Origin of the sequence: Streptomyces sp. NPDC007162, assembly GCF_040634175.1 — a bacterium.
GTDB lineage: Bacteria > Actinomycetota > Actinomycetes > Streptomycetales > Streptomycetaceae > Streptomyces.
Genome location: NZ_JBEYFC010000153.1, coordinates 1 through 18,447, shown reverse-complemented (window position 1 = coordinate 18,447; position 18,447 = coordinate 1). Strand labels below are relative to the sequence as shown.

Annotated in this window: 17 protein-coding genes and 1 pseudogene; 11 read left to right on the top strand and 7 right to left on the bottom strand. The window is 71.0% G+C overall.

Going from position 1 to position 18,447, the window contains the following annotated elements; all coding sequences use genetic code 11:
- Positions 1-96 precede the first annotated feature (96 nt).
- Positions 97-324: a hypothetical protein gene (locus tag ABZ646_RS19930; protein ID WP_360520272.1), complete on the top strand. Its 228-nt coding sequence runs from the start codon at positions 97-99 to the stop codon at positions 322-324.
- A 989-nt stretch (positions 325-1,313) separates the two neighbouring features.
- On the opposite strand, the gene ABZ646_RS19925 is transcribed toward ABZ646_RS19930, so the two are convergent.
- A complete protein-coding gene (locus ABZ646_RS19925) occupies positions 1,314-1,508 on the bottom strand; it encodes a hypothetical protein (RefSeq protein WP_046734331.1) in 195 nt (64 codons plus the stop codon).
- A gap of 462 nt (positions 1,509-1,970) precedes the next feature.
- Here ABZ646_RS19925 and ABZ646_RS19920 point away from each other — a divergent pair, with 462 nt between their 5' ends.
- On the top strand, positions 1,971-3,107 hold the full coding sequence (locus tag ABZ646_RS19920) for an acyltransferase family protein (protein WP_360520270.1): 1,137 nt from the start codon (positions 1,971-1,973) through the stop codon (positions 3,105-3,107).
- A 6-nt stretch (positions 3,108-3,113) separates the two neighbouring features.
- Here the strand turns inward: ABZ646_RS19920 and ABZ646_RS19915 are convergent, their stop codons facing one another.
- Together ABZ646_RS19915 and ABZ646_RS19910 are read right to left on the bottom strand one after the other, a co-directional pair.
- Positions 3,114-3,566 (bottom strand): HD domain-containing protein, encoded by a 453-nt coding sequence (locus ABZ646_RS19915; protein WP_360520268.1) that lies wholly within the window; start codon positions 3,564-3,566, stop codon positions 3,114-3,116.
- Complete coding sequence (locus tag ABZ646_RS19910; RefSeq protein WP_360520266.1) at positions 3,563-4,726, bottom strand: PP2C family protein-serine/threonine phosphatase; 1,164 nt, start codon at positions 4,724-4,726, stop codon at positions 3,563-3,565. The genes ABZ646_RS19915 and ABZ646_RS19910 overlap by 4 nt, the downstream gene beginning before the upstream one ends.
- A 174-nt stretch (positions 4,727-4,900) precedes the next feature.
- Here ABZ646_RS19910 and ABZ646_RS19905 point away from each other — a divergent pair, with 174 nt between their 5' ends.
- The gene (locus tag ABZ646_RS19905) at positions 4,901-6,142 is read left to right on the top strand and encodes a GNAT family N-acetyltransferase (protein WP_360520264.1); all 1,242 of its coding nucleotides are present in this window, start codon (positions 4,901-4,903) and stop codon (positions 6,140-6,142) included.
- Between the two features lie 94 nt (positions 6,143-6,236).
- Here ABZ646_RS19905 and ABZ646_RS19900 read toward each other — a convergent pair whose 3' ends face one another.
- The 3 genes from ABZ646_RS19900 to ABZ646_RS19890 all read right to left on the bottom strand — a co-directional run bounded on the left by ABZ646_RS19900 (position 6,237) and on the right by ABZ646_RS19890 (position 9,253).
- On the bottom strand, positions 6,237-7,040 hold the full coding sequence (locus tag ABZ646_RS19900; RefSeq protein WP_360520262.1) for a DNA-formamidopyrimidine glycosylase family protein: 804 nt from the start codon (positions 7,038-7,040) through the stop codon (positions 6,237-6,239).
- Between the two features lie 97 nt (positions 7,041-7,137).
- A complete protein-coding gene (locus ABZ646_RS19895) occupies positions 7,138-7,623 on the bottom strand; it encodes a ribose-5-phosphate isomerase (RefSeq protein WP_360520260.1) in 486 nt (161 codons plus the stop codon).
- An 88-nt stretch (positions 7,624-7,711) separates the two neighbouring features.
- Complete coding sequence (locus ABZ646_RS19890; RefSeq protein WP_360520274.1) at positions 7,712-9,253, bottom strand: protein kinase; 1,542 nt, start codon at positions 9,251-9,253, stop codon at positions 7,712-7,714.
- Positions 9,254-9,514: 261 nt separating this feature from the next.
- On the opposite strand from ABZ646_RS19890, the pseudogene ABZ646_RS19885 reads away from it, so the two are divergent.
- Positions 9,515-10,227 (top strand): annotated as a pseudogene (locus tag ABZ646_RS19885) (LPXTG cell wall anchor domain-containing protein).
- Between the two features lie 55 nt (positions 10,228-10,282).
- On the opposite strand, the gene ABZ646_RS19880 reads toward ABZ646_RS19885, so the two are convergent.
- A complete protein-coding gene (locus ABZ646_RS19880) occupies positions 10,283-10,861 on the bottom strand; it encodes a biotin transporter BioY (RefSeq protein WP_360520258.1) in 579 nt (192 codons plus the stop codon).
- Between the two features lie 455 nt (positions 10,862-11,316).
- Between ABZ646_RS19880 and ABZ646_RS19875 the strand changes: the two genes are divergently transcribed.
- The 7 genes from ABZ646_RS19875 (at position 11,317) to ABZ646_RS19845 (ending at position 18,398) form a co-directional block, all read left to right on the top strand.
- Positions 11,317-12,501, top strand: a complete 1,185-nt coding sequence (locus ABZ646_RS19875) for an ROK family protein (protein ID WP_360520256.1) — start codon at positions 11,317-11,319, stop codon at positions 12,499-12,501.
- Positions 12,502-12,727: 226 nt separating this feature from the next.
- Complete coding sequence (locus ABZ646_RS19870) at positions 12,728-13,795, top strand: ABC transporter substrate-binding protein (protein ID WP_360520254.1); 1,068 nt, start codon at positions 12,728-12,730, stop codon at positions 13,793-13,795.
- On the top strand, positions 13,792-14,634 hold the full coding sequence (locus ABZ646_RS19865; RefSeq protein ID WP_360520252.1) for an ABC transporter permease: 843 nt from the start codon (positions 13,792-13,794) through the stop codon (positions 14,632-14,634). The genes ABZ646_RS19870 and ABZ646_RS19865 overlap by 4 nt, the downstream gene beginning before the upstream one ends.
- The gene (locus tag ABZ646_RS19860; RefSeq protein ID WP_360520250.1) at positions 14,610-15,323 is read left to right on the top strand and encodes an ABC transporter ATP-binding protein; all 714 of its coding nucleotides are present in this window, start codon (positions 14,610-14,612) and stop codon (positions 15,321-15,323) included. The genes ABZ646_RS19865 and ABZ646_RS19860 overlap by 25 nt, the downstream gene beginning before the upstream one ends.
- A complete protein-coding gene (locus ABZ646_RS19855; protein ID WP_360520248.1) occupies positions 15,320-16,660 on the top strand; it encodes an LLM class flavin-dependent oxidoreductase in 1,341 nt (446 codons plus the stop codon). The genes ABZ646_RS19860 and ABZ646_RS19855 overlap by 4 nt, the downstream gene beginning before the upstream one ends.
- A 54-nt stretch (positions 16,661-16,714) precedes the next feature.
- Complete coding sequence (locus tag ABZ646_RS19850) at positions 16,715-17,602, top strand: TauD/TfdA family dioxygenase (RefSeq protein WP_360520246.1); 888 nt, start codon at positions 16,715-16,717, stop codon at positions 17,600-17,602.
- Positions 17,603-17,750: 148 nt separating this feature from the next.
- Positions 17,751-18,398, top strand: a complete 648-nt coding sequence (locus ABZ646_RS19845; RefSeq protein ID WP_360520244.1) for a superoxide dismutase — start codon at positions 17,751-17,753, stop codon at positions 18,396-18,398.
- Positions 18,399-18,447: the final 49 nt, after the last annotated feature.

Below are 18,447 nucleotides of genomic sequence, written 5' to 3'. Positions count from 1 at the left end.
GAGAACCTCTGATCTTGCTCAAGGCCGTAGTCATGCGCATGCCGGAGACATAGGTTCGCTTCGACCACGAACGGCAAGGGCGGGGGCATTCACGCGATGGCGAAGAAGCCGGTACGTGCAGCACTGGGCGATGTCTGGCTCACCTGCCAGGTGTGCCAAGGGGATCTGTTCCGAGAGCGGGATGTCCTGCTCAACAGCACCGGCATGGAGTTCATGAAGTTGGCCTGGGCCGACGAGAACGCCACCGGCCTGATCTGCTGGCAATGTGGTTACGTCCACCTCTTCGCCAACAAGAACATCAAGCTCTACCGAGCGGACAAGTAATGGGCCGCCTGCGGCGGCTGACACCAGCGGCTGACACCAACAAGCGCGAACGGCAGCAGTCGAAACCGGACCCCATTGAACGATCACCCGAGGCACAGAGGCGGTTGGTCGACGTCGGTAGACCAGATCCTGAGGGCGACCTGGGGACTCACCTTGACGGAGCAGGGCCTCTGGATCGCCTCGGACTCCACCGACCTTCGCATCAGCCCGGCCGCGTGTCAGACTGCCTTTCATGACTCACAGCCGAAAGGTCCATGCCGCGTAGGCGCCCCTCACGCCTGCGGGCGGACAACAGGCGCTTTGCTGCACATCGCCGCTACTCGAAGATCAGTAGGCTCTCTGGCCCAGCTCAGGCGCAGATCATTCAGTTGGAGCGGACGCGTCTCCAACCCGGCCTGATCGAGCAGGCTCTCTCGCGGTGGGCTGCCATCGCACGTGCACCGTGGGATCAGCTCCCTTCGCCGTTCAGCGACCGATGCGGTCATCCGGACTGCTGCCCGGAACCGGCGGACGAGCGAGATCTTCTGGAACTAGCGATCTGCGCTCTCCCCAAGAAGACCGCGCGGGAGCTCCGCAACATCGTGCAGCCTCTCGATCTAAAGATCCTCGAACGTCCCGACGCGGTGCCGTATGGCAACCCACCTCATCGTTGGTGGCGAGACGCCTTCTGATACGACCGCAACCGACCACCACCAGCCCCAGACGACCAACTGACGCGCTCGGCAGACCGCAGAGGCTTCCAAGCTGGTACCAAGGCACCGCCAAGCCGCAGGCCACAGCCGTTACGCCTGTGCAGCGGAGACCGCACCGAGAAGACACAGGTCACCGTCGCGCCACCCCAGCGCGGATCCGCATAAGCGATCTTCCGGACTAGCTACGCGGGTTCGATTCCCGTCGCCCGCTCTGTACGGCGAAGGCCCAGGTGAGAGGGTAGGTACACCCACTCCCTGGGCCTTCGGCGTACCCAGGGAGCGTGCGGTCGCGCGGGATCAGAAGTTGATCGAGTTTATGGTCTGCGCCAGCGAGTCGAGGAAGCGCTGGATGGACGGGGCCATCCCGGTCGAGGCGAGGAAGAAGCCGAAGAGCACGGCGACGATGGCGGGGCCCGCCTTGATGCTGCCCCCTCTCATCAGCACTACCAGGACGATCGCCAACAGCAGCACCACAGACAGTGAAATGGCCACAACTGATCACACCCTCGGTCGGTCCGCTCTCCCGGCCCAGGGGTACGGCCCCGCACCCCCGCCAGATCCATCGTGCCACCAACCCGGCCGCACTATGCGGCTCGTGACACAACGTCGACAACACACCCCACTCCGACAACCGCTCGCACGGGAATTCGAGGGCACACCCGCCCCTGGGTGCACGGCAATTAACAGGACTTGTTTTCCATGTCCACACAACCCGTGCGCAGGTAATTCGAATTGTTGTCACAGGTGCGGCGAGGGCGGCCCACAACCGGCCGTTATGCACCATTTCATCGGGATGAAAAGGGACATCACGGGTGGAAGCGCAGGATGGAACCGCATAGGTGTCGGCTTCAATCCGCCTTAGTCATCCGGTGTTTCGGGGGCGGCCGTCGCCCATAAGCAGCATTCGCATCGATGGTTTTACGAAATCGCACAGGCGACGCTAGGGTGCCTCAGATGTCTGATGCCGCCACGTCCCTGGGCCAGAACCGAACACCGCGCCTCCCGGCCCCGCCGCCGGCCGGCAGACCCCGCGACGCGTTCTTCGACAACGCCAAGTACCTGGCGATCGCGCTGGTCGCGATGGGTCACTCATGGGAGCCGCTGAAGGGCGACAGCCGCGTCCTGGAGGCGATGTACACCGTCGTCTACGCGTTCCACATGCCGGCGTTCATCATCATCTCGGGCTACTTCTCGCGGAACTTCGACCTGCGCCCTGACCGGGTGAAGAGGCTGGTCACCGGGGTCGTGGTGCCGTACGTCCTGTTCGAGACGGCCTACTCCCTCTTCCAGCGCTACGTCGGCGGGGCCGCCGACCAGGACATCAGCCTGCTCGACCCCTGGTACCTGACCTGGTTCCTGTGCGCGCTGTTCGTCTGGCGGCTGACCACCCCGATCTGGCGGACCGTCCGCCACCCCCTGCCCCTCGCCTTCGTCGTCGCGATGCTGGCCTCCGTCTCCCCCAGCATCGGTGACGACCTGGACCTCCAGCGGGTGCTGCAGTTCCTGCCCTACTTCGTGCTCGGTCTGTGCCTGCGGCCCGAGCACTTCCGGCTGGTGCGCCGATGGCCGGTGCGGATCGCCGCGGTGCCGGTGTTCGCCGCCGCGCTGGTGTTCGCGTGGTGGTCGGTGCCGCGCATGAACACCGGATGGTTCTACCACCGCGACTCGGCGCAGGAACTGGGGGCGCCGTGGTGGTGCGGGCCGGTGATGGTGCTCGCCCTGTTCGGCTGCTCGCTGCTGCTGACGGCCTGCTTCCTCTCCTGGGTCCCGGGCCGGCGGATGTGGTGCACGGCCCTGGGCGCCGGCACCCTCTACGGCTACCTGCTGCACGGTTTCTTCGTGAAGTACGCCGTCTACGAGGGCTGGTTCGACGCGGGGTGGCTGCACGGGCCGCTCGGCGAGATCCTCGTCACCGCGGTCGCGGGGGCCGGGGTGACGCTGCTGTGCACCGGCCCCGTCCGGCGGGTGTTCCGGTTCGCCATGGAGCCGAGGATGGACTGGGCGTTCCGGCGCGACGCGGTGGAGGCGGCCCGGGAGCGCGGGCGGCAGGGCCGGGAGAGCCCGGAGCGCCGGGAGCCGGTCAACGCCTGACTCCGGCTACGCCCGCAGGCCGAGAAGGGCGCGCATCCGGGCGTACTTCTCGGTCAGCCGTTTCCGGGTGTCCTCGTCCAGTACGGCGAGCCGCCCGGGGTCGGCGTTGTGCGCGAGGTCGGCCTCCTTGACGAGCAGCGCGCCCGGGGTGTCGAGGATGCGGCCGGCGTACGACTCGGGCGGCTCGCCCGGCCGCTTGGTGAGGGCGAGTACGACGGCTTTGGTACGGGCGCTCAGCGGCGCGGCCACCAGCCACTGCTCGGTCAGGGCATGGTCCTCGACGGCGTCGTGCAGCCAGGCGGCGGCGACCTGGTCGTCGTCCCCGCCGCGGGCCCGTACCCCTTCGGCCACGGCCGCGAGGTGCTCGGCGTAGGGGCGGCCCGCCTTGTCGGTCTGGGCGGCGTGGGCGGCCCGGGCGAGATTCTCGACTTCGGGGAGGGAGAGGCGGAGCGCGGTCATCTCGCCGCCTCGCGGCAGATCAGCAGCAGGGCCCGGTCGTCGTTCACGTCCTTCGCGACCGCCTCGATCAGGTGCCAGGCCGCGCCGTGGAAGCCGCCGGCGACATAGCGGTCGGCCTCGCCCGTCAGGCGGTCGATGCCCTCCACGATGTCCCGGTCGGACGTCTCCACCAGGCCGTCCGTGAAGAGCATCAGGACGTCTCCGGGGCGCAGGGAGCCCTTGACGGAGTCGAACTGCGCGCCGTCGTACACGCCGAGGAGCGGGCCCTCCGCGGCCTTCTCCTCCCAGCGGCCGCTGCCCGCGCTGAGCTGGAGGCCCGGCGGATGGCCCGCGGAGTACAGCTCGTAGTCGCCGGAGTCGAGGTCGAGGACCAGGTGGATGGAGGTCGCGAAGCCCTCGTCCCAGTCCTGGCGGAGCAGGTAGCCGTTGGCGGCCGGGAGGAAGGCGTGCGGGGGCAGGGAGCCCAGCAGGCCGCCGAACGCCCCGGAGAGCAGCAGCGCCCGGGACGCGGCGTCCATGCCCTTGCCGGAGACGTCCGTGAGGACGACCTCCATGGTGCGGCCGTTGTTCGTACGGGCCGCGACCACGAAGTCACCGGAGAAGGACTGTCCGCCGGCCGGCCGCAGCGCCATCTCGCGGTGCCAGCCCGGCGGCAGTTTCGGCAGCTTGCTCTGCACCCGGATGCGTTCGCGCAGGTCGAAGAGCATGGTGCCGCCGCGCCGCCAGGGCACGCCGACCCGGCTGCGGAACTGTGCGGTGAGCAGTCCGAAGAAACCGCAGGCGGCCACGGTCAGGACCACTCCGGGAGTGACCCGGGACGGGCCCTCCGTGTAGGGGCCCAGCCGTACCGACTCCACGATCAGGGCCGTCGCCGCCGCCGCGTACAGGCCGAGCAGGCTCGCCGGGCGCAGCAGCAGGCCGCCCGCGATGATCGGCAGGACCAGCGTGGCCGGGGAGAACCACACGGAGTTGGCGAGGGTCATGGCCGCGAGGACCGGGATGGTCAGGAGCAGTCCGGCGAGCGCGATCCAGTCGGAGCCGTCGCCGCGGAAGTAGTCCACGGCGCTTCTGCGCACGCCGACGCGGGCCCGGTGCCACTGCATCTTCCACCGGGCCGTCAGCGTCTCGGCCTTCCCGCGCCGCTCTCCGTCTACTGCCATCAGTTCGGGACCCTATCCATCGGACCAGCTGCTTGGCACGGGAGGTCCCACTTGTCCCCCGTCCGAGACTCAACTTCAGGTGCGACTTCACAGTGAACTTCACCGGAAGGCCTCGCGTCGCCGTCCGGGAGAAATTCGCTGGCTGGTCCTGCAATGCCCTGGTAGGCATGGCGCATGACGATCGAACGCCCGACCGACGTGAAAGTCCTGCGTACCGAGGAGTTCGACGCGTGGTGGGACCACCTGGTGCGGGCCTTCGGAGCCGGTCCGGCCTCGGCCGAGGAACGCGAGCTGGACCGGTCCCTCACCGAGGTCGAGCGTGCGCTGGCCGTCCGGGACGGTGCCGAACTCGTCGGTACGACCGCGGCGTTCCGCTTCCGGATGACTGTGCCGGGCGGTGCCGTGCTGCCCGCCGCGGGCGTCACCATGGTGAGCGTGTCCGCGACGCACCGGCGGCGCGGGGTGCTGACGTCGATGATGCGGCGCCAGCTGGACGACGTGCGGGAGTGGGGCGAGCCGCTCGCCGCGCTCACCGCCTCCGAGCCGGCGATCTACGGCCGTTTCGGGTACGGCGCCGCGACCCACCAGCTGCTCGCGGACATCGACACGAGCCGGGTGACGCTGGACGTGCCGGCCGGCACCGACGCCGTACGACTGCGGTACGCCGGGCCGGCCGAGGTGCTCGCCGCGTGCGAGGCGGTGTACGCGCGGACCGTGCCGCTGCGCCCCGGGATGCTGGCCCGGCAGCCCGGCTGGGAGCGGGCGGGGCTGCTGGACCCGGAGAGCGAGCGGGACGGGGCGTCGGCGCTGCAGTGCGTGGTCGCCGAACGGGACGGGGAGGTCACCGGGTTCGCCCGGTTCCGTACGAAGCTGGGCTGGGGAGCGGGCGGGCACGACGGCACGGTGACGCTGGAGGACCTGGCCGCGCTCGATCCGGCGACCGACGCGGCGCTGTGGCGGTTCCTGTTCGGCATCGACCTGATGACGACGCTGGTGGTGCGCAGGCGGCCGGTCGACGACGCCTGGCAGTACCTGGTCTCCGACATCCGGCGCTGCCGCACGCGGGTGCGGGACATGGGGTACGTGCGGCTCGTCGACGTCGGCGCGGCGCTCGCGGCGCGTACGTACCAGGCGCCGGTGGACGTGGTGCTGGAGGTGGCCGACGCCTTCTGCCCCTGGAACGCGAGGCGTTGGCGGCTCACCGGGGACGCCAAGGGCGCGTCCTGCGAGCGCACGCGTGACGCGGCCGAACTCGCCCTGTCCGTGCGGGAGTTGGGGACGGCGTACCTCGGCGGGGTCTCCCTGCTGTCGCTGGCGCGGGCCGGGCGGGTGCGGGAGCTGCGGCCGGGGGCGCTGGCGGAGGCGTCGGTGGCGTTCGGATCACCGGTGCTGCCGTGGCTGCCGCACGGTTTCTGACGGGCGGTTGCTGCCGCACGGTTTCTGACGGGCGGTTGCTGACGGGCGGTTGCCGACGGACCGATCGTGGCGCGCGGTTGCCGAGGGGCGGCGGTCAGGTCTGCTGGCAGCCGGGGCACCAGAAGAGGTTGCGGGACGCGAGGTCGGCGGTGCGGATCCCGGTGCCGCAGATGTGGCAGGGCAGGGTGGCCCGGCGGTAGACGTACACCTCTCCGCCGTGGTCGTCGACGCGCGGCGGGCGGCCCATCGCCTCCGGGGTGTGCTCGGGCCGGACGGTGTCGATCCGGTTGTTCCGGACACCCTCGTGCATGAGGGCGACGAGGTCGCCCCAGACGGCGTCCCACTGCGCCGGGGTGATGTCCCGGCCGGCGCGGTAGGGGTCGATGCCGTGCCGGAACAGCACCTCGGCGCGGTAGACGTTGCCGACGCCCGCGACGACCTTCTGGTCCATGAGCAGCGCGGCGACGGTGGTGCGGCTCCGGGAGATCCTCCGGTACGCGAGGTCCGGGTCGGCGTCGTCGCGCAGCGGGTCCGGACCGAGCCGGGCGTGCACGGCCGCCTTCTCCTCGTCGTTGATCAGGGCGCAGGTGGTGGGGCCGCGCAGGTCGACGTACGAGGTGGCGTCGGCGAGGCGCAGCCGGACCGTGTCGGTGGCCGGGGGCGCGGGGACGGCGCCGAAGGTGACCTTGCCGAAGAGGCCGAGGTGGATGTGCACCCAGTCGCTGTCGCGGAAGCCGAGGAAGAGGTGCTTGCCGTGCGCCTCGGTACGGGTGAGGGGGGTGCCGTCGACGAGGCTCGCGGAGTCGGAGAACTTGCCCTGCGGGCTGCTGGCGCGGACGGGGCCGGTGAGGCGGCCGTAGTCCAGCGCCAGCCGGTGGATCGTGTGCCCTTCTGGCACGGGCCGACTTTCCTTTCCCGCCCACCCACCGGCTCGGTCGGCCGGGAGGCGAGGACGAGGGGTCCGGTGGATGGGGGCGGGGGGCGGGGGCGGAGCGCTACGGCTGGGGGTGGTGCGCGGGGATCGGGGGGAGGTCGCCCGTCGTCTCGTACTCCGCCAGCATGTCGATGCGGCGGGTGTGGCGCTCCTCCTCGGAGAACGGTGTGTTCAGGAACGTCTCGACGAACTTCGTCGCCTCGTCCTCCGTGTGCATGCGCGCGCCCACCGCGACGACGTTCGCGTTGTTGTGCTGCCGGCCGAGCGACGCGGTCTCCTCGCTCCAGGCGAGGGCCGCGCGGACGCCCTTGACCTTGTTCGCGGCGATCTGCTCGCCGTTGCCGGAACCGCCGATCACGACGCCGAGGGACTCGGGGTCCGCCGCTGTCCGCTCGGCCGCGCGGAGGCAGAACGGCGGGTAGTCGTCCTGGGCGTCGTAGATGTGGGGGCCGCAGTCCACCGGGTCGTGGCCCGCCGCCTTCAGCCACTCGACGAGGTGGTTCTTGAGTTCGAAGCCCGCATGGTCGGAGCCGAGATACACGCGCATGGGACGAGTGTGACATGGCGCCGAACGTGCGGCAGTGCGGGGGCCGCGCCCCGCGGGGGCGGGGCGCGGACGGTCGCGGCACGGACGCTCACAGCAGGGTGAAGCTCTCCTTCACCCGCTCGTAGGTCCGCACCGCCTGGCGTTCGACCGCCGGCTGGTACCAGGTGTTGACCTGGTACGACTTCCCGTCGGCGTCGAAGCCCAGCAGCCGGGCGTGCCAGGGGGTGCCCCTGAGGGTGAAGGTGTACTCCCAGACGACCGCCGGGTGGCCCCGGAACGTGGTCCTCGCCAGCCGGATCTTCGCGTAGTCGCGGCCCTGGTGGGCGCTGCGCTCGGAGGCGCTCCAGGTGTCCATGAGGTCGCCGCGGGCGAGCGAGGACTTGGCGACGAGTTCCTGGGAGCCGTCGGGGGACGTGTAGTGCACCTCGGCGCCGGTCTTCACGTCCCGGCGCCAGCCGGTGGGAGGGGCCCAGGCGAAGCCGCCGGGTTCCTCGTGGGCGCCGGGCGGGAGGGAGCGGGGGCGGGTGGTGCCCGCCACGGCGGGTGAGGAGGTGCCAGTGGTTGTCCTGTCGGCGCCGCCGCCGTCTGTCGTGGTGGTGAGGAGGATGGCGATGGTGGTGGCTACGGCTATGACTCCCAGTGCGGCGAAGAGGGTGGTGCGGGGGGCTTTTCGCCGGGGAGTTCGCGCGGGTGCGTTGTGGCTGGTCGCGCCCCGCGGCGGAGCCGCCGACGGATACAGCCCCGCGCTCCTTTCGGAGCGCTGTGGTTCGGGGCGTTCGCTGGTTACCGGGCGGATGCCGTAGGCCGGGGTCGGGTGGTCTCGGGGTGTCGGGTGAGCCACCGGGTGCAGGGACTGTGCCACCTGTGCCAGGGGTGGCCTGGCCGTCGGGTCCTTTGCCAGGAGCGCGGCCAGCAGGTCGTGCAACGGGCCTGCGGTGGAGGGGAGTTCGGGTTCCTCGTAGAGGACCGCGTGCAGGGTGGCCAGGGTGGTGTCGCGGGAGAACGGGGAGCGGCCGGCGAGGGCCGCGCAGAGGGTCGCGCCGAGGGACCAGACGTCGGACGGCGGCCCCTGCGGGCGGCCGGCGATCCGCTCGGGTGCCATGTAGTCGGGGGAGCCGACCAGCATGCCGGCCATGGTCAGCGCCTTGGCGTCCTGGATCGCGGCGATCCCGAAGTCGGTGAGGACGACCCGGGCGCCGGCGTCCTCCACGAGGACGTTGCCGGGTTTGATGTCGCGGTGCAGCACTCCCCCGGCGTGCACCTGCCGCAGCGCGGCTACCAGGCCGAGGCCGATCCGGGCCGTCTCGCGGGGGCTGAGCGCGCCCTCCTCGGCCATGACGTGTTCCAGGGACCGTCCGACCACCAACTCCATGACGATCCAGAGGAGTTCGCCCTCGTCGACGACGTCGTAGACGCGCACGACGTTGGGGTGGTCGATCCGGGCGGTGGCCCTGGCCTCGCGCAGGGTTCGTTCGCGGCGGGTGCGGGTGTCCTCCGCGTCGTGGCCGTCGATCCGCATCTCCTTGACGGCGACCCGCCGGTCCAGCGTCTCGTCGGCGGCCCGCCACACCCGTCCCATTCCCCCCTGCCCGATGCTCTCGGCCAGCCGGTAGCGGCCGGCCACCAGCAGCCCGGGCACACCACCGCACCCCCGACCCACCGAATTCCCTGAATTCCCTGAACTCTCTGGATTTTCTGGATTCCCTGGGTTCGCTGAATTCTCCGGCAATTCGCCGCACCCCCTGAACGACCGCCCCTGCCGACACGCAATGGTCACACTTACGGCCGTACCAGCATAGTGCGGAGAAATCTTGTGGTACCTCTTCAAGTGACCGCGAATTCAGTTGCGGTCCAGGGGGCTGCAAGGGGGACGAACATGAGTTCTCGTCGTATGGCCGTCGTCACGGGATCACTGGTCACGGGGGCTTTCTCGGCCGTGCTGATCCTTTCGTGCCCGGCCGTCGCCGACGACCAGGGGGACCGGCGAGCGGCACGGGGGGAAAGGCGGTCGACCAGGCGCCGGCGGGTGTGCGGCTGACGACCACGCTGCCCGGGAGGATCTCGGTCGACAACAGTTCGCAGAAAACGGCGTTGACCGCCACCGTCAAGAACACCGGAACCAGGGACAGCGGTGACATCAGGCTTCTGGTGGTCGGTTTCGACGGGCTGCGGGTCGAGGGCTCCCGGGGCTGTGACGCCGTCGCGAAGAAGGATCTGCCGGCCGGGTCGAACAGCGCGTTCAGCTGTCCGGTGGGGGTGCTCGGCGCGGGCGGGTCGAAGTCGTTCGCGGTGGACGCGACGTTCGACCTGGGCCGGACCGGGAAGATCTGCCTGCCGGTGGGAACCGCGGACGGGAAGAAGACCTACTGGCAGCAGGGCCCGGTGCCGTTCGGCACGACCAACCCCGCCCCCAACGCCCCGGCCACCCCGCTGCTGCTCGGCACCGACAACAAGCCGGTGGGGCCGGGCGGCGACCAGTTGCCGAAGACCGGCGCGGGAAGCGAGGTGCTGCCGCTCGGCGCGACCGGCACGGCGCTGGTCGCGGCCGGGGCGGCCGGGCTGTGGTGGTCCCGGCGCCGCCCGCGTCGGAGCGGTTCCGCATGAGCAGCGGGGCCCGGGGCGCCTGCGCGCCCCGGGCCCCTGCCGCGTCGGTGTCGTGTCAGCGCTTGTCGGCCAGCTTCCATGCCGTGGGCAGCGCACCCATCGCCAGGGCCGCCTTGAGCGCGTCACCGATCAGGAACGGCGTGAGGCCGGCCGCGATCGCCGCGGACGCGGAGATACCGGCGGCGTAGGCCAGGTAGGGCACGCCGATCGCGTAGATGATCGCCTCGCCGAGCACCATCGTGCCCGCCATGCGCAGCACGCCGCGGTCGGCGCCGCGCCGGGCCAGGGCGCCGACGACGGCGGAGGCGAGGATCATGCCGAGGATGTAGCCGAAGGAGACGGAGAGCCCGGAGGTGCCGCCCGCGAACCACGGCACGCCCACCAGGCCGGCGGCCGCGTACAGGGCGAGGGAGGCCACACCGCGGCGGGCGCCCAGGCCGGTGCCGACCAGCAGGGCGGCGAAGGTCTGGCCGGTCACCGGGACCGGGGAGCCCGGGACCGGCACGGCGATCTGCGCGGCGAGGCCGGTGAGCGCGGCGCCGCCGACCACGAGGGCGGCGTCGCGCACCCGGGACGCGGGCAGGAGGTCGGCGAGGACGGTGCCGGTACGGGCGGACGCGACGGCGGTGCTCATGGGGTCTCCGCGGGGGTGAGGTAGGCGAGGACAGGGGCAGTCGGGGACGGACTCCGTGACGCTATCCCGGCCCCGTGTGAGCCGAACACGTCAGCGGTCGACAAAGGCCGGAAGTGACGCTTGGTGGGCTCCCCACAAAGGGTGCGGGTTACACCGGGTACGGGGTGACACCGATCACTGAGGCAGAGATGTTTCAGTCACGTCAACGGCGTCGAACAGGTCTGTGGAGTTCCGCCAATCGAACCCTAGTGGTCTGGTGGGATTCCCGGTTTCTGACCTAGTCTTCGGGACATGGTCGCCCAGTCCCTGAACCTCACGTCGCGTCGCTATGTCGACCTGCGACGGCAAGGGGCTGCCACCTGTCGCCGTCCGGCCTGAGGCCGCGCCGCGGGAGACCGGTCCGGCGCGCCTCGCACCCCGAGACGTGTCGGCCCCGTTCCCGAGGACGGTTTCCCATGCCCCGTACCGCTCCGCCCCCGCCCGCCGCCCCGCCCCGTGACCGCCGGCGCGCCAGCGCCAGTGTGGTGCTCAGGTCGGTGCTGGAGCACGGGCCGGTCGCCCGCTCCACCATCGCCCGGCTGACCGGGCTGTCCCCGGCCTCCGTCACCGACTACTGCGCGCGCTTCACCGAACTCGGCCTGATCCGGGAGACGCAGGCGCCGCAGAAGGTCAAGGGGGTGGGCCGCCCGCATGTCCCGGTCGACCTGGACGACTCTCGGTTCGTGGTCGGCGGGGTGCATGTGGCCGTGCCGTACACCACGGTCGCGCTGCTCGACCTGCGCGGCCGGGTCGTCGTACGGCGGGAGGTGAAGCACGCGGGCCGCACCGAGGCGCGCGCCGTGCTGGCACGGGCCGCCGCCGGGCTGGCCGCGCTCCTCGACGAGGTGCCCGGCAGCCGGCCGCTGGGCGTCGGGGTCGCCGTCGGCGGCTGGGTGGACCGGGACTCCGGGACCGTGGTCGAGCACCCGCTGCTGGGCTGGCGGGAGGTGCCGGTGCGCGAGCTGCTCGGCGCGGGCACCGGGCTGCCGGTCCATGTGGACGGGCACGCGCGGGCGCTGGTCAACGGCGAGCGGCTGTTCGGGCGGGCCAGGGGCAGCCGGAGCGTGCTGCACCTGTTCGTCGGGAACGTGGTCGACGCGGCGTTCGCCACCGGAGACGAGGTGCACCACGGTCCGCGCTCGCAGGCGGGCACGATCGCGCACCTGCCGGTGCCGGGCGGTACCGAGCCCTGTGCCTGCGGGCGGACCGGCTGTCTCCAGGTGGAGCTGAGCGAGCGGACGCTGGTACGGCGCGCGCGGGCCGCCGGGGTGGTCGACGGTGGCAATCCGATGGACGTGCTCGCGGCGGCGCGGGCCGGTGACCCGGTGGCGGCACGGCTGCTGGTGGAGCGGTCGCGGCTGACCGGGCGGGCGGCGGCGCTGCTGCTCGACGTCCTCAACCCGGAGAGCGTGGTCGTCACCGAGGTGGGTGCGCTGTACCGGGAGGACTGCCTGGCCGCGCTGCGGGAGGCGGTCGGGCCGCGGCGGGCGCCCGTGGCGCCGACCAGTTTCGGGGACGGCGTGCTGGCGGTCGCGGGCGGTTCGGTGGTCCTCGACGTGTTGTACCGGGACCCGCTGAGCGCGTCACCAGAGCTTAATTAATTCAGAAACTCGGAATATTGACAGTCGTCGCGTACGGCAAGGAACATCTGTCTCATGACCTGTCGCACTCTTTGTTGCTGACGTCTTGGCGCGCCCAAGGCGCGCGTTTCTCCGCATGCCCCGCATGCTCTGTGTGAGATCCCACGCTGCGAGATCTCTCTTTCCGGTCCTGTGTCGCCGGTAATTCACGCTGCCTTTCTGCTGCTTTCCTCCCCGGAGTACTCCCATGCCTGCTGCGTCCCCTTCCGGCGTCGACCGCCGGGTCTTCCTCACCTCACTGCTCGGCGCCTCGGCGGCCGTGGCCGGGCTGAGCGGCTGCGCGGGCGGCAGTGCCGCCGCCGACACCGCGGCCGCCTCCACCGCTCCGCTCGCCGCCAGGGTGCCGGCCGGCACCAGCCTGAAGATCGCCTCCTATCTGGGCCAGCAGCAGTTGCAGTTCAAGCTGGCGAAGCTGCCCGCGCTGCCGTTCACGGTGTCGAGCTGGCTGAACATCGGGGCCGGTCCTGATGTCATCAACGCGTTCCGCGCGAAGTCGCTGGACCTCGCGAACAACGCGGGTATTCCGCCGATCCAGGCGCAGTTCCAGGGTTTCGCGGCGAAGATCGTGGCGATCGACATCACCCGTAAGCCGAACTACCTGTTCGCCACCAAGCCCGGCAGCGACATCCACACGGTCGCCGATTTCAAGGGCAGGAAGCTCGCGTTCTCGCAGGGGCAGGCCCAGGGCGTCGTCCTGCTGCGGGCGTTGAAGAAGGCCGGGCTCTCGTACGACGACGTGCGGCTGGTGCAGCTGACCAGCAACCAGTTCCTCACCGCCCTGCAGTCCGGTCAGGTGGACGTGGCGCCGCTGGCCAACACCCAGGTGCCCGCCTACCTCCAGCAGTACGGCGCGAAGGGCGCCCGCACGATCACCACGGACGTCGTCGACCTGCTGAACCTGCTCTGGGCGCCGCAGGCGGTGCTCGACGACCCGGCGAAGGCCGCCGCGATCGCCGCGTACATCCCGGAGTGGGCCAGGGGCCAGGTCTGGCAGTGGGAGCACCCGGACGTCTGGAACGAGGAGTTCTACGTCAAGACCCAGAACCTGACCCTCGCCCAGGCCCGGGGCATCACCGAGCTCGCCAACAAGCCGCTGTTCCCGCCGAGCTGGGACGAGGCGATCACGTGGGAACAGGAGACCGCCGACCTGCTGGCGGAGGGCGGCTTCGTGAAGAAGACCGACGTCTCCTCGCTCTTCGACCACCGCTTCGAGGGCCTCGCCGCGAAGGCCGTACCGGAGGAGTACCGCAAATGACCGCCGTGACCACCGGCACCGTGCCGGTTCCCGTCGCCGAGGAGGCCCACCGGGTCCGCCCGCGGCGCCGCCTGTCCCCCGGCAAACGCCTGCCCGCCGCCCGGCTGGCCGGCCCCCTGGTCCTCCTGGCCGCATGGGCGGTCGCCTCCGCCGCCGGACGGCTGGACCCGAACGCGATCCCGGCACCCTGGACCGTCCTGGACACCGCCGTCCGCCTGTGGACCGGCGGGACGCTGCGCACCGACATCCTGACCTCGGTCGAACGGGCCGGGTACGGCTTCGTGATCGGGCTGACCGCCGGGGTGCTGCTGGCCCTGGCCTCCGGGCTCACCCGGACCGGCGAGGCGCTGATCGACGGGACCGTGCAGATCAACCGGGCGATCCCCACCCTCGGACTGATCCCGCTGTTCATCCTCTGGCTGGGCATCGGCGAGACCTTCAAGATCGCCGTCATCGCGATCGTCGTCTACATCCCGGTCTACCTGAACACCCATGCCGCGCTGGCCGCCATCGACAGCCGCTACGTCGAACTCGCCGAGGTGCTGGACCTGTCCAGGTTCCGGTTCGTCCGGCAGATCGTGATCCCCGGCGCGCTGCCCGGGTTCTTCGTGGGACTCCGGCTCGGCGTCACCGGCTCCTGGCTGGGCCTGGTCGTCCTGGAGCAGATCAACGCCACCAGCGGCCTCGGCTACATGATGTTCCAGGCCCAGAACTACGGGCGCAGCGACATCATCCTCGTCGGTCTGCTGATCTACGGCGTCTTCGGTCTGGTCTCCGACACCGTGGTCCGCGTCATCGAACGGAGGGTGCTGTCATGGCGCCGCACACTGAGCAGCTGACCCGCCCCTCCGTCCGGCTCCGGGGACTGACCAGGTCGTTCGGCGACCGTACGGTCCTGGACGGCATCGACCTGGACGTGCCGGCCGGGCAGTTCACCGCGCTGCTGGGGCACAGCGGCTCCGGCAAGAGCACCCTGCTGCGGGCGGTCGCCGGACTCGACCACGGCGTCACCGGCAGCGGCCGGCTCACCGCCCCCGAACGGGTCTCGGTGGTCTTCCAGGACTCCCGGCTGCTGCCCTGGCGGCGGGTGCTGGACAACGTGGTCCTGGGTCTCGACGGCAGGGACGCCCAGGACAAGGGGCGCGCCGCACTCGAGGAGGTCGGCCTCGGCGGCCGGGAGCGGGCCTGGCCGGGCGAGCTGTCCGGCGGCGAGGCCCAGCGTGCCGCGCTCGCCCGCTCGCTGGTCCGCGAGCCCGAACTGCTTCTCGCCGACGAGCCGTTCGGGGCGCTGGACGCGCTCACCCGGATCAGGATGCACCACCTGCTGCGCGAGCTGTGGAAACGGCACCGCCCGTCGGTCCTGCTCGTCACCCACGACGTCGACGAGGCGATCGTGCTCGCCGACCGCGTCCTGGTCCTCGAGCAGGGCCGGATCGGCGTCGACCTGACCATCGATCACACCCGCCCGCGGGACGAGTACCGCACCCGCCTGCTCGCCGCTCTCGGTGTCACGGAGGACCCCGCATGACCCGCCTGCTCCACCTCAACGCCTTTCTCATGAACACCGGTCACCACGAGGCCTCCTGGCGCCTGCCGGAGAGCGACCCGCACGCGCACGTCGACCTCGCGCACTACGTGCGGCTGGCCCGGGCCGCCGAGCGCGGCACCTTCGACTCGCTCTTCCTGGCCGACGGACCGCACCTGTGGGGCAGCGTCGCCCAGCGGCCGGCCGGGGCCCTGGAGCCGCTGACCCTGCTCACCGCGCTGGCGACGGCCACCGAGCACATCGGTCTGATCGCCACCGCCTCCACCTCCTACAACTCCCCCTACAACCTGGCCCGCAGGTTCGCCTCCCTCGACATCATCAGCGGCGGCCGGGCGGGCTGGAACATCGTCACCACGGCGGGCGCCGAGGCGGCCCGCAACTTCGGGATCGACGAGGAGCCCGCGCACGCCGAGCGGTACGCGCGGGCCGCCGAGTTCCTCGACGTGGCGCTGAAGCTCTGGGACAGCTGGGAGGACGACGCGATCGTCGCCGACAAGGCGGCCGGGGTCTGGGGCGACGACGCGAAGATCCACCCGCCCCGGCACCGGGGGGCGTACTTCGGTGTCGAGGGCGCCCTCAACGTACCGCGCTCCCCGCAGGGTTACCCGCTGCTCGTGCAGGCGGGGTCCAGCGAGGACGGCAAGGCGTTCGCGGCCCGGTACGCGGAGGCGGTGTTCACCGCGCAGCAGACCATCGAGGACGCGCGCGCCTTCTACGGCGACCTGAAGGCCCGGACCGCCGCGGCCGGCCGCGACCCCGAGCACATCAAGGTGCTGCCCGGCATCGTCCCGGTGACCGGCTCGACGGAGGCCGAGGCACGGGAGCTCGAGCAGCTCCTGGAGGACCACATCGTGCACCGGCACGGCGTGGCCAACCTGGAGCGGCTCCTGCACCTGCCCGCCGGAACCCTGGAGCTGGACCGGGAGCTGCCCGCCGAGCTGCCGCCCGAGGACGCCATCGAGGGCGCCAAGAGCCGTTACACCCTGGTGGTCGAGCTGGCCCGGCGCGAGCGGCTCACCGTGCGGCGGCTGATCGGCCGGCTCGGCGGCGGCCGTGGCCACCTGACCTTCGCCGGGACGCCGGAACAGGTCGCCGACGCCATCGAGACCTGGTTCACCCAGGGGGCCGCCGACGGCTTCAACATCATGCCGCCGGTGCTGCCCTCCGGCCTGGAGACCTTCGTCGACCACGTCGTACCGGTCCTGCGCGCCCGCGGCCTGCTGCGCGAGGAGTACGGCCCGCGCCGCACCCTGCGGGAGCGCTACGGCCTCCCCCGGCCCGCCAACCAGTACGTCACCCGCGCACTCGCCACCGCCTGAAAGCCCGGAACTCCGTAACTCCGAAACCCCTGAACTCCGAAAGGACGCCCCCGCATGTCCATCGAGATCCGCAAGGTCACCGCGAACATAGGCGCCCAGGTCCTGGGCGTGGACATCGCCAAGCCGCTCGACGAGGAGCAGGTCGCCGCGGTCCGCGAGGCCCTGAACGTCCACAAGGCCCTGGTCTTCGACGACGTCCGCCTCGACGACGAGGGCCAGGAGGCCTTCGCCCGGCACTTCGGCGACCTCACCACCGCCCACCCGACGGTGCCCGCCGTCGACGGCGCCCCGAACGTGCTGCCCGTCGACAGCGAGCGCGGCCGGGCCAACCACTGGCACACCGACGTGACGTTCGTCCTGAACCCGCCCCAGGCCAGCACCCTGCGTTCCCTCACGGTCCCGCCGTACGGCGGCGAGACCCTGATCGCCAGTTCGGCCGCCGCCTACCGCCAGCTCCCCGAGCCGCTGCGGGCGCTGGCCGACACGCTTTGGGCGGAGCACACCAACGACTACGACTACGCCGTTCCGGACGAGGAGATCGACGACGAGAAGGCCGCCCAGCGGGCCCAGTTCACGTCGATCAGGTTCCGCACGGTCCACCCGGTGGTCCGGGTGCACCCGCTGACCGGTGAGCGCGGCCTGTTCATCGGCGGGTTCGCGCAGCGGATCGTCGGCCTGTCGAAGGACGAGTCCCGGCGGATCCTCGACCTGCTCCAGGCGTACGTCACCCGCCCCGAGAACATCCTGCGCCACCGCTGGTCCCCGAACCAGCTCGTCCTGTTCGACAACCGCATCACCCAGCACTACGCCGTCGACAACTACGACGGCAGGCCGCGCCGCCTCAACCGCGTCACCGTCGCCGGCGACGTCCCGGCCGGCATCGAGGGCAAGGAGAGCCACTCGATCGAGGGGGACGCCTCGCACTACACGTCCGTCGCGTGACCGCGGTGCCCTGACGACGCGACCGCTTCCGCGAGGCCCTCACGTGACGACACGTGGGGGCCTCGCTTCTTGCCTCCTCCCGGCTTGTTGTTGCTAACGTGTAGTTGCAAGCCTTTTGCAATAAGAGGTTCGGAGGGGACCCACGCCCATGCCCGTCTACACGCTTCCTGACCTGCCCTACGACTACTCCGCGCTCGCGCCCGTGATCAGCCCCGAGATCATCGAACTGCACCACGACAAACACCACGCCGCGTACGTGAAGGGCGCCAACGACACCCTGGAGCAGCTGGCGGAGGCGCGCGAAAAGGAGAGCTGGGGGGCGGTCAACGGCCTGGAGAAGAACCTGGCCTTCCACCTCTCCGGCCACATCCTGCACAGCATCTACTGGCAGAACATGACCGGCCCGAAGGACGGCGGCGGTGAGCCGCTCGCCGCGGACGGGGTGGGCGAGCTGGCGGACGCGATCACCGAGTCCTTCGGTTCGTTCGCGGGCTTCAGGGCGCAGCTGACCAAGGCGGCGGCCACCACCCAGGGCTCCGGCTGGGGCGTCCTCGCCCACGAGCCGCTCAGCGGGCGGCTGATCGTGGAGCAGGTCTACGACCACCAGGGCAACGTCGGCCAGGGATCCACCCCGCTCCTGGTCTTCGACGCCTGGGAGCACGCCTTCTACCTCCAGTACCGGAACCAGAAGGTCGACTTCATCGACGCCATGTGGGCGGTCGTCGACTGGCAGGACGTGGCGCGCCGCCACGCGGCGGCGCGGTCCCGGACGGACGTGCTGCTGCCGGCTCCCTGAGCCGCTGAGCCGTCGATACGTCCTGCCTCGTGATCGTCTTCTCACCGTT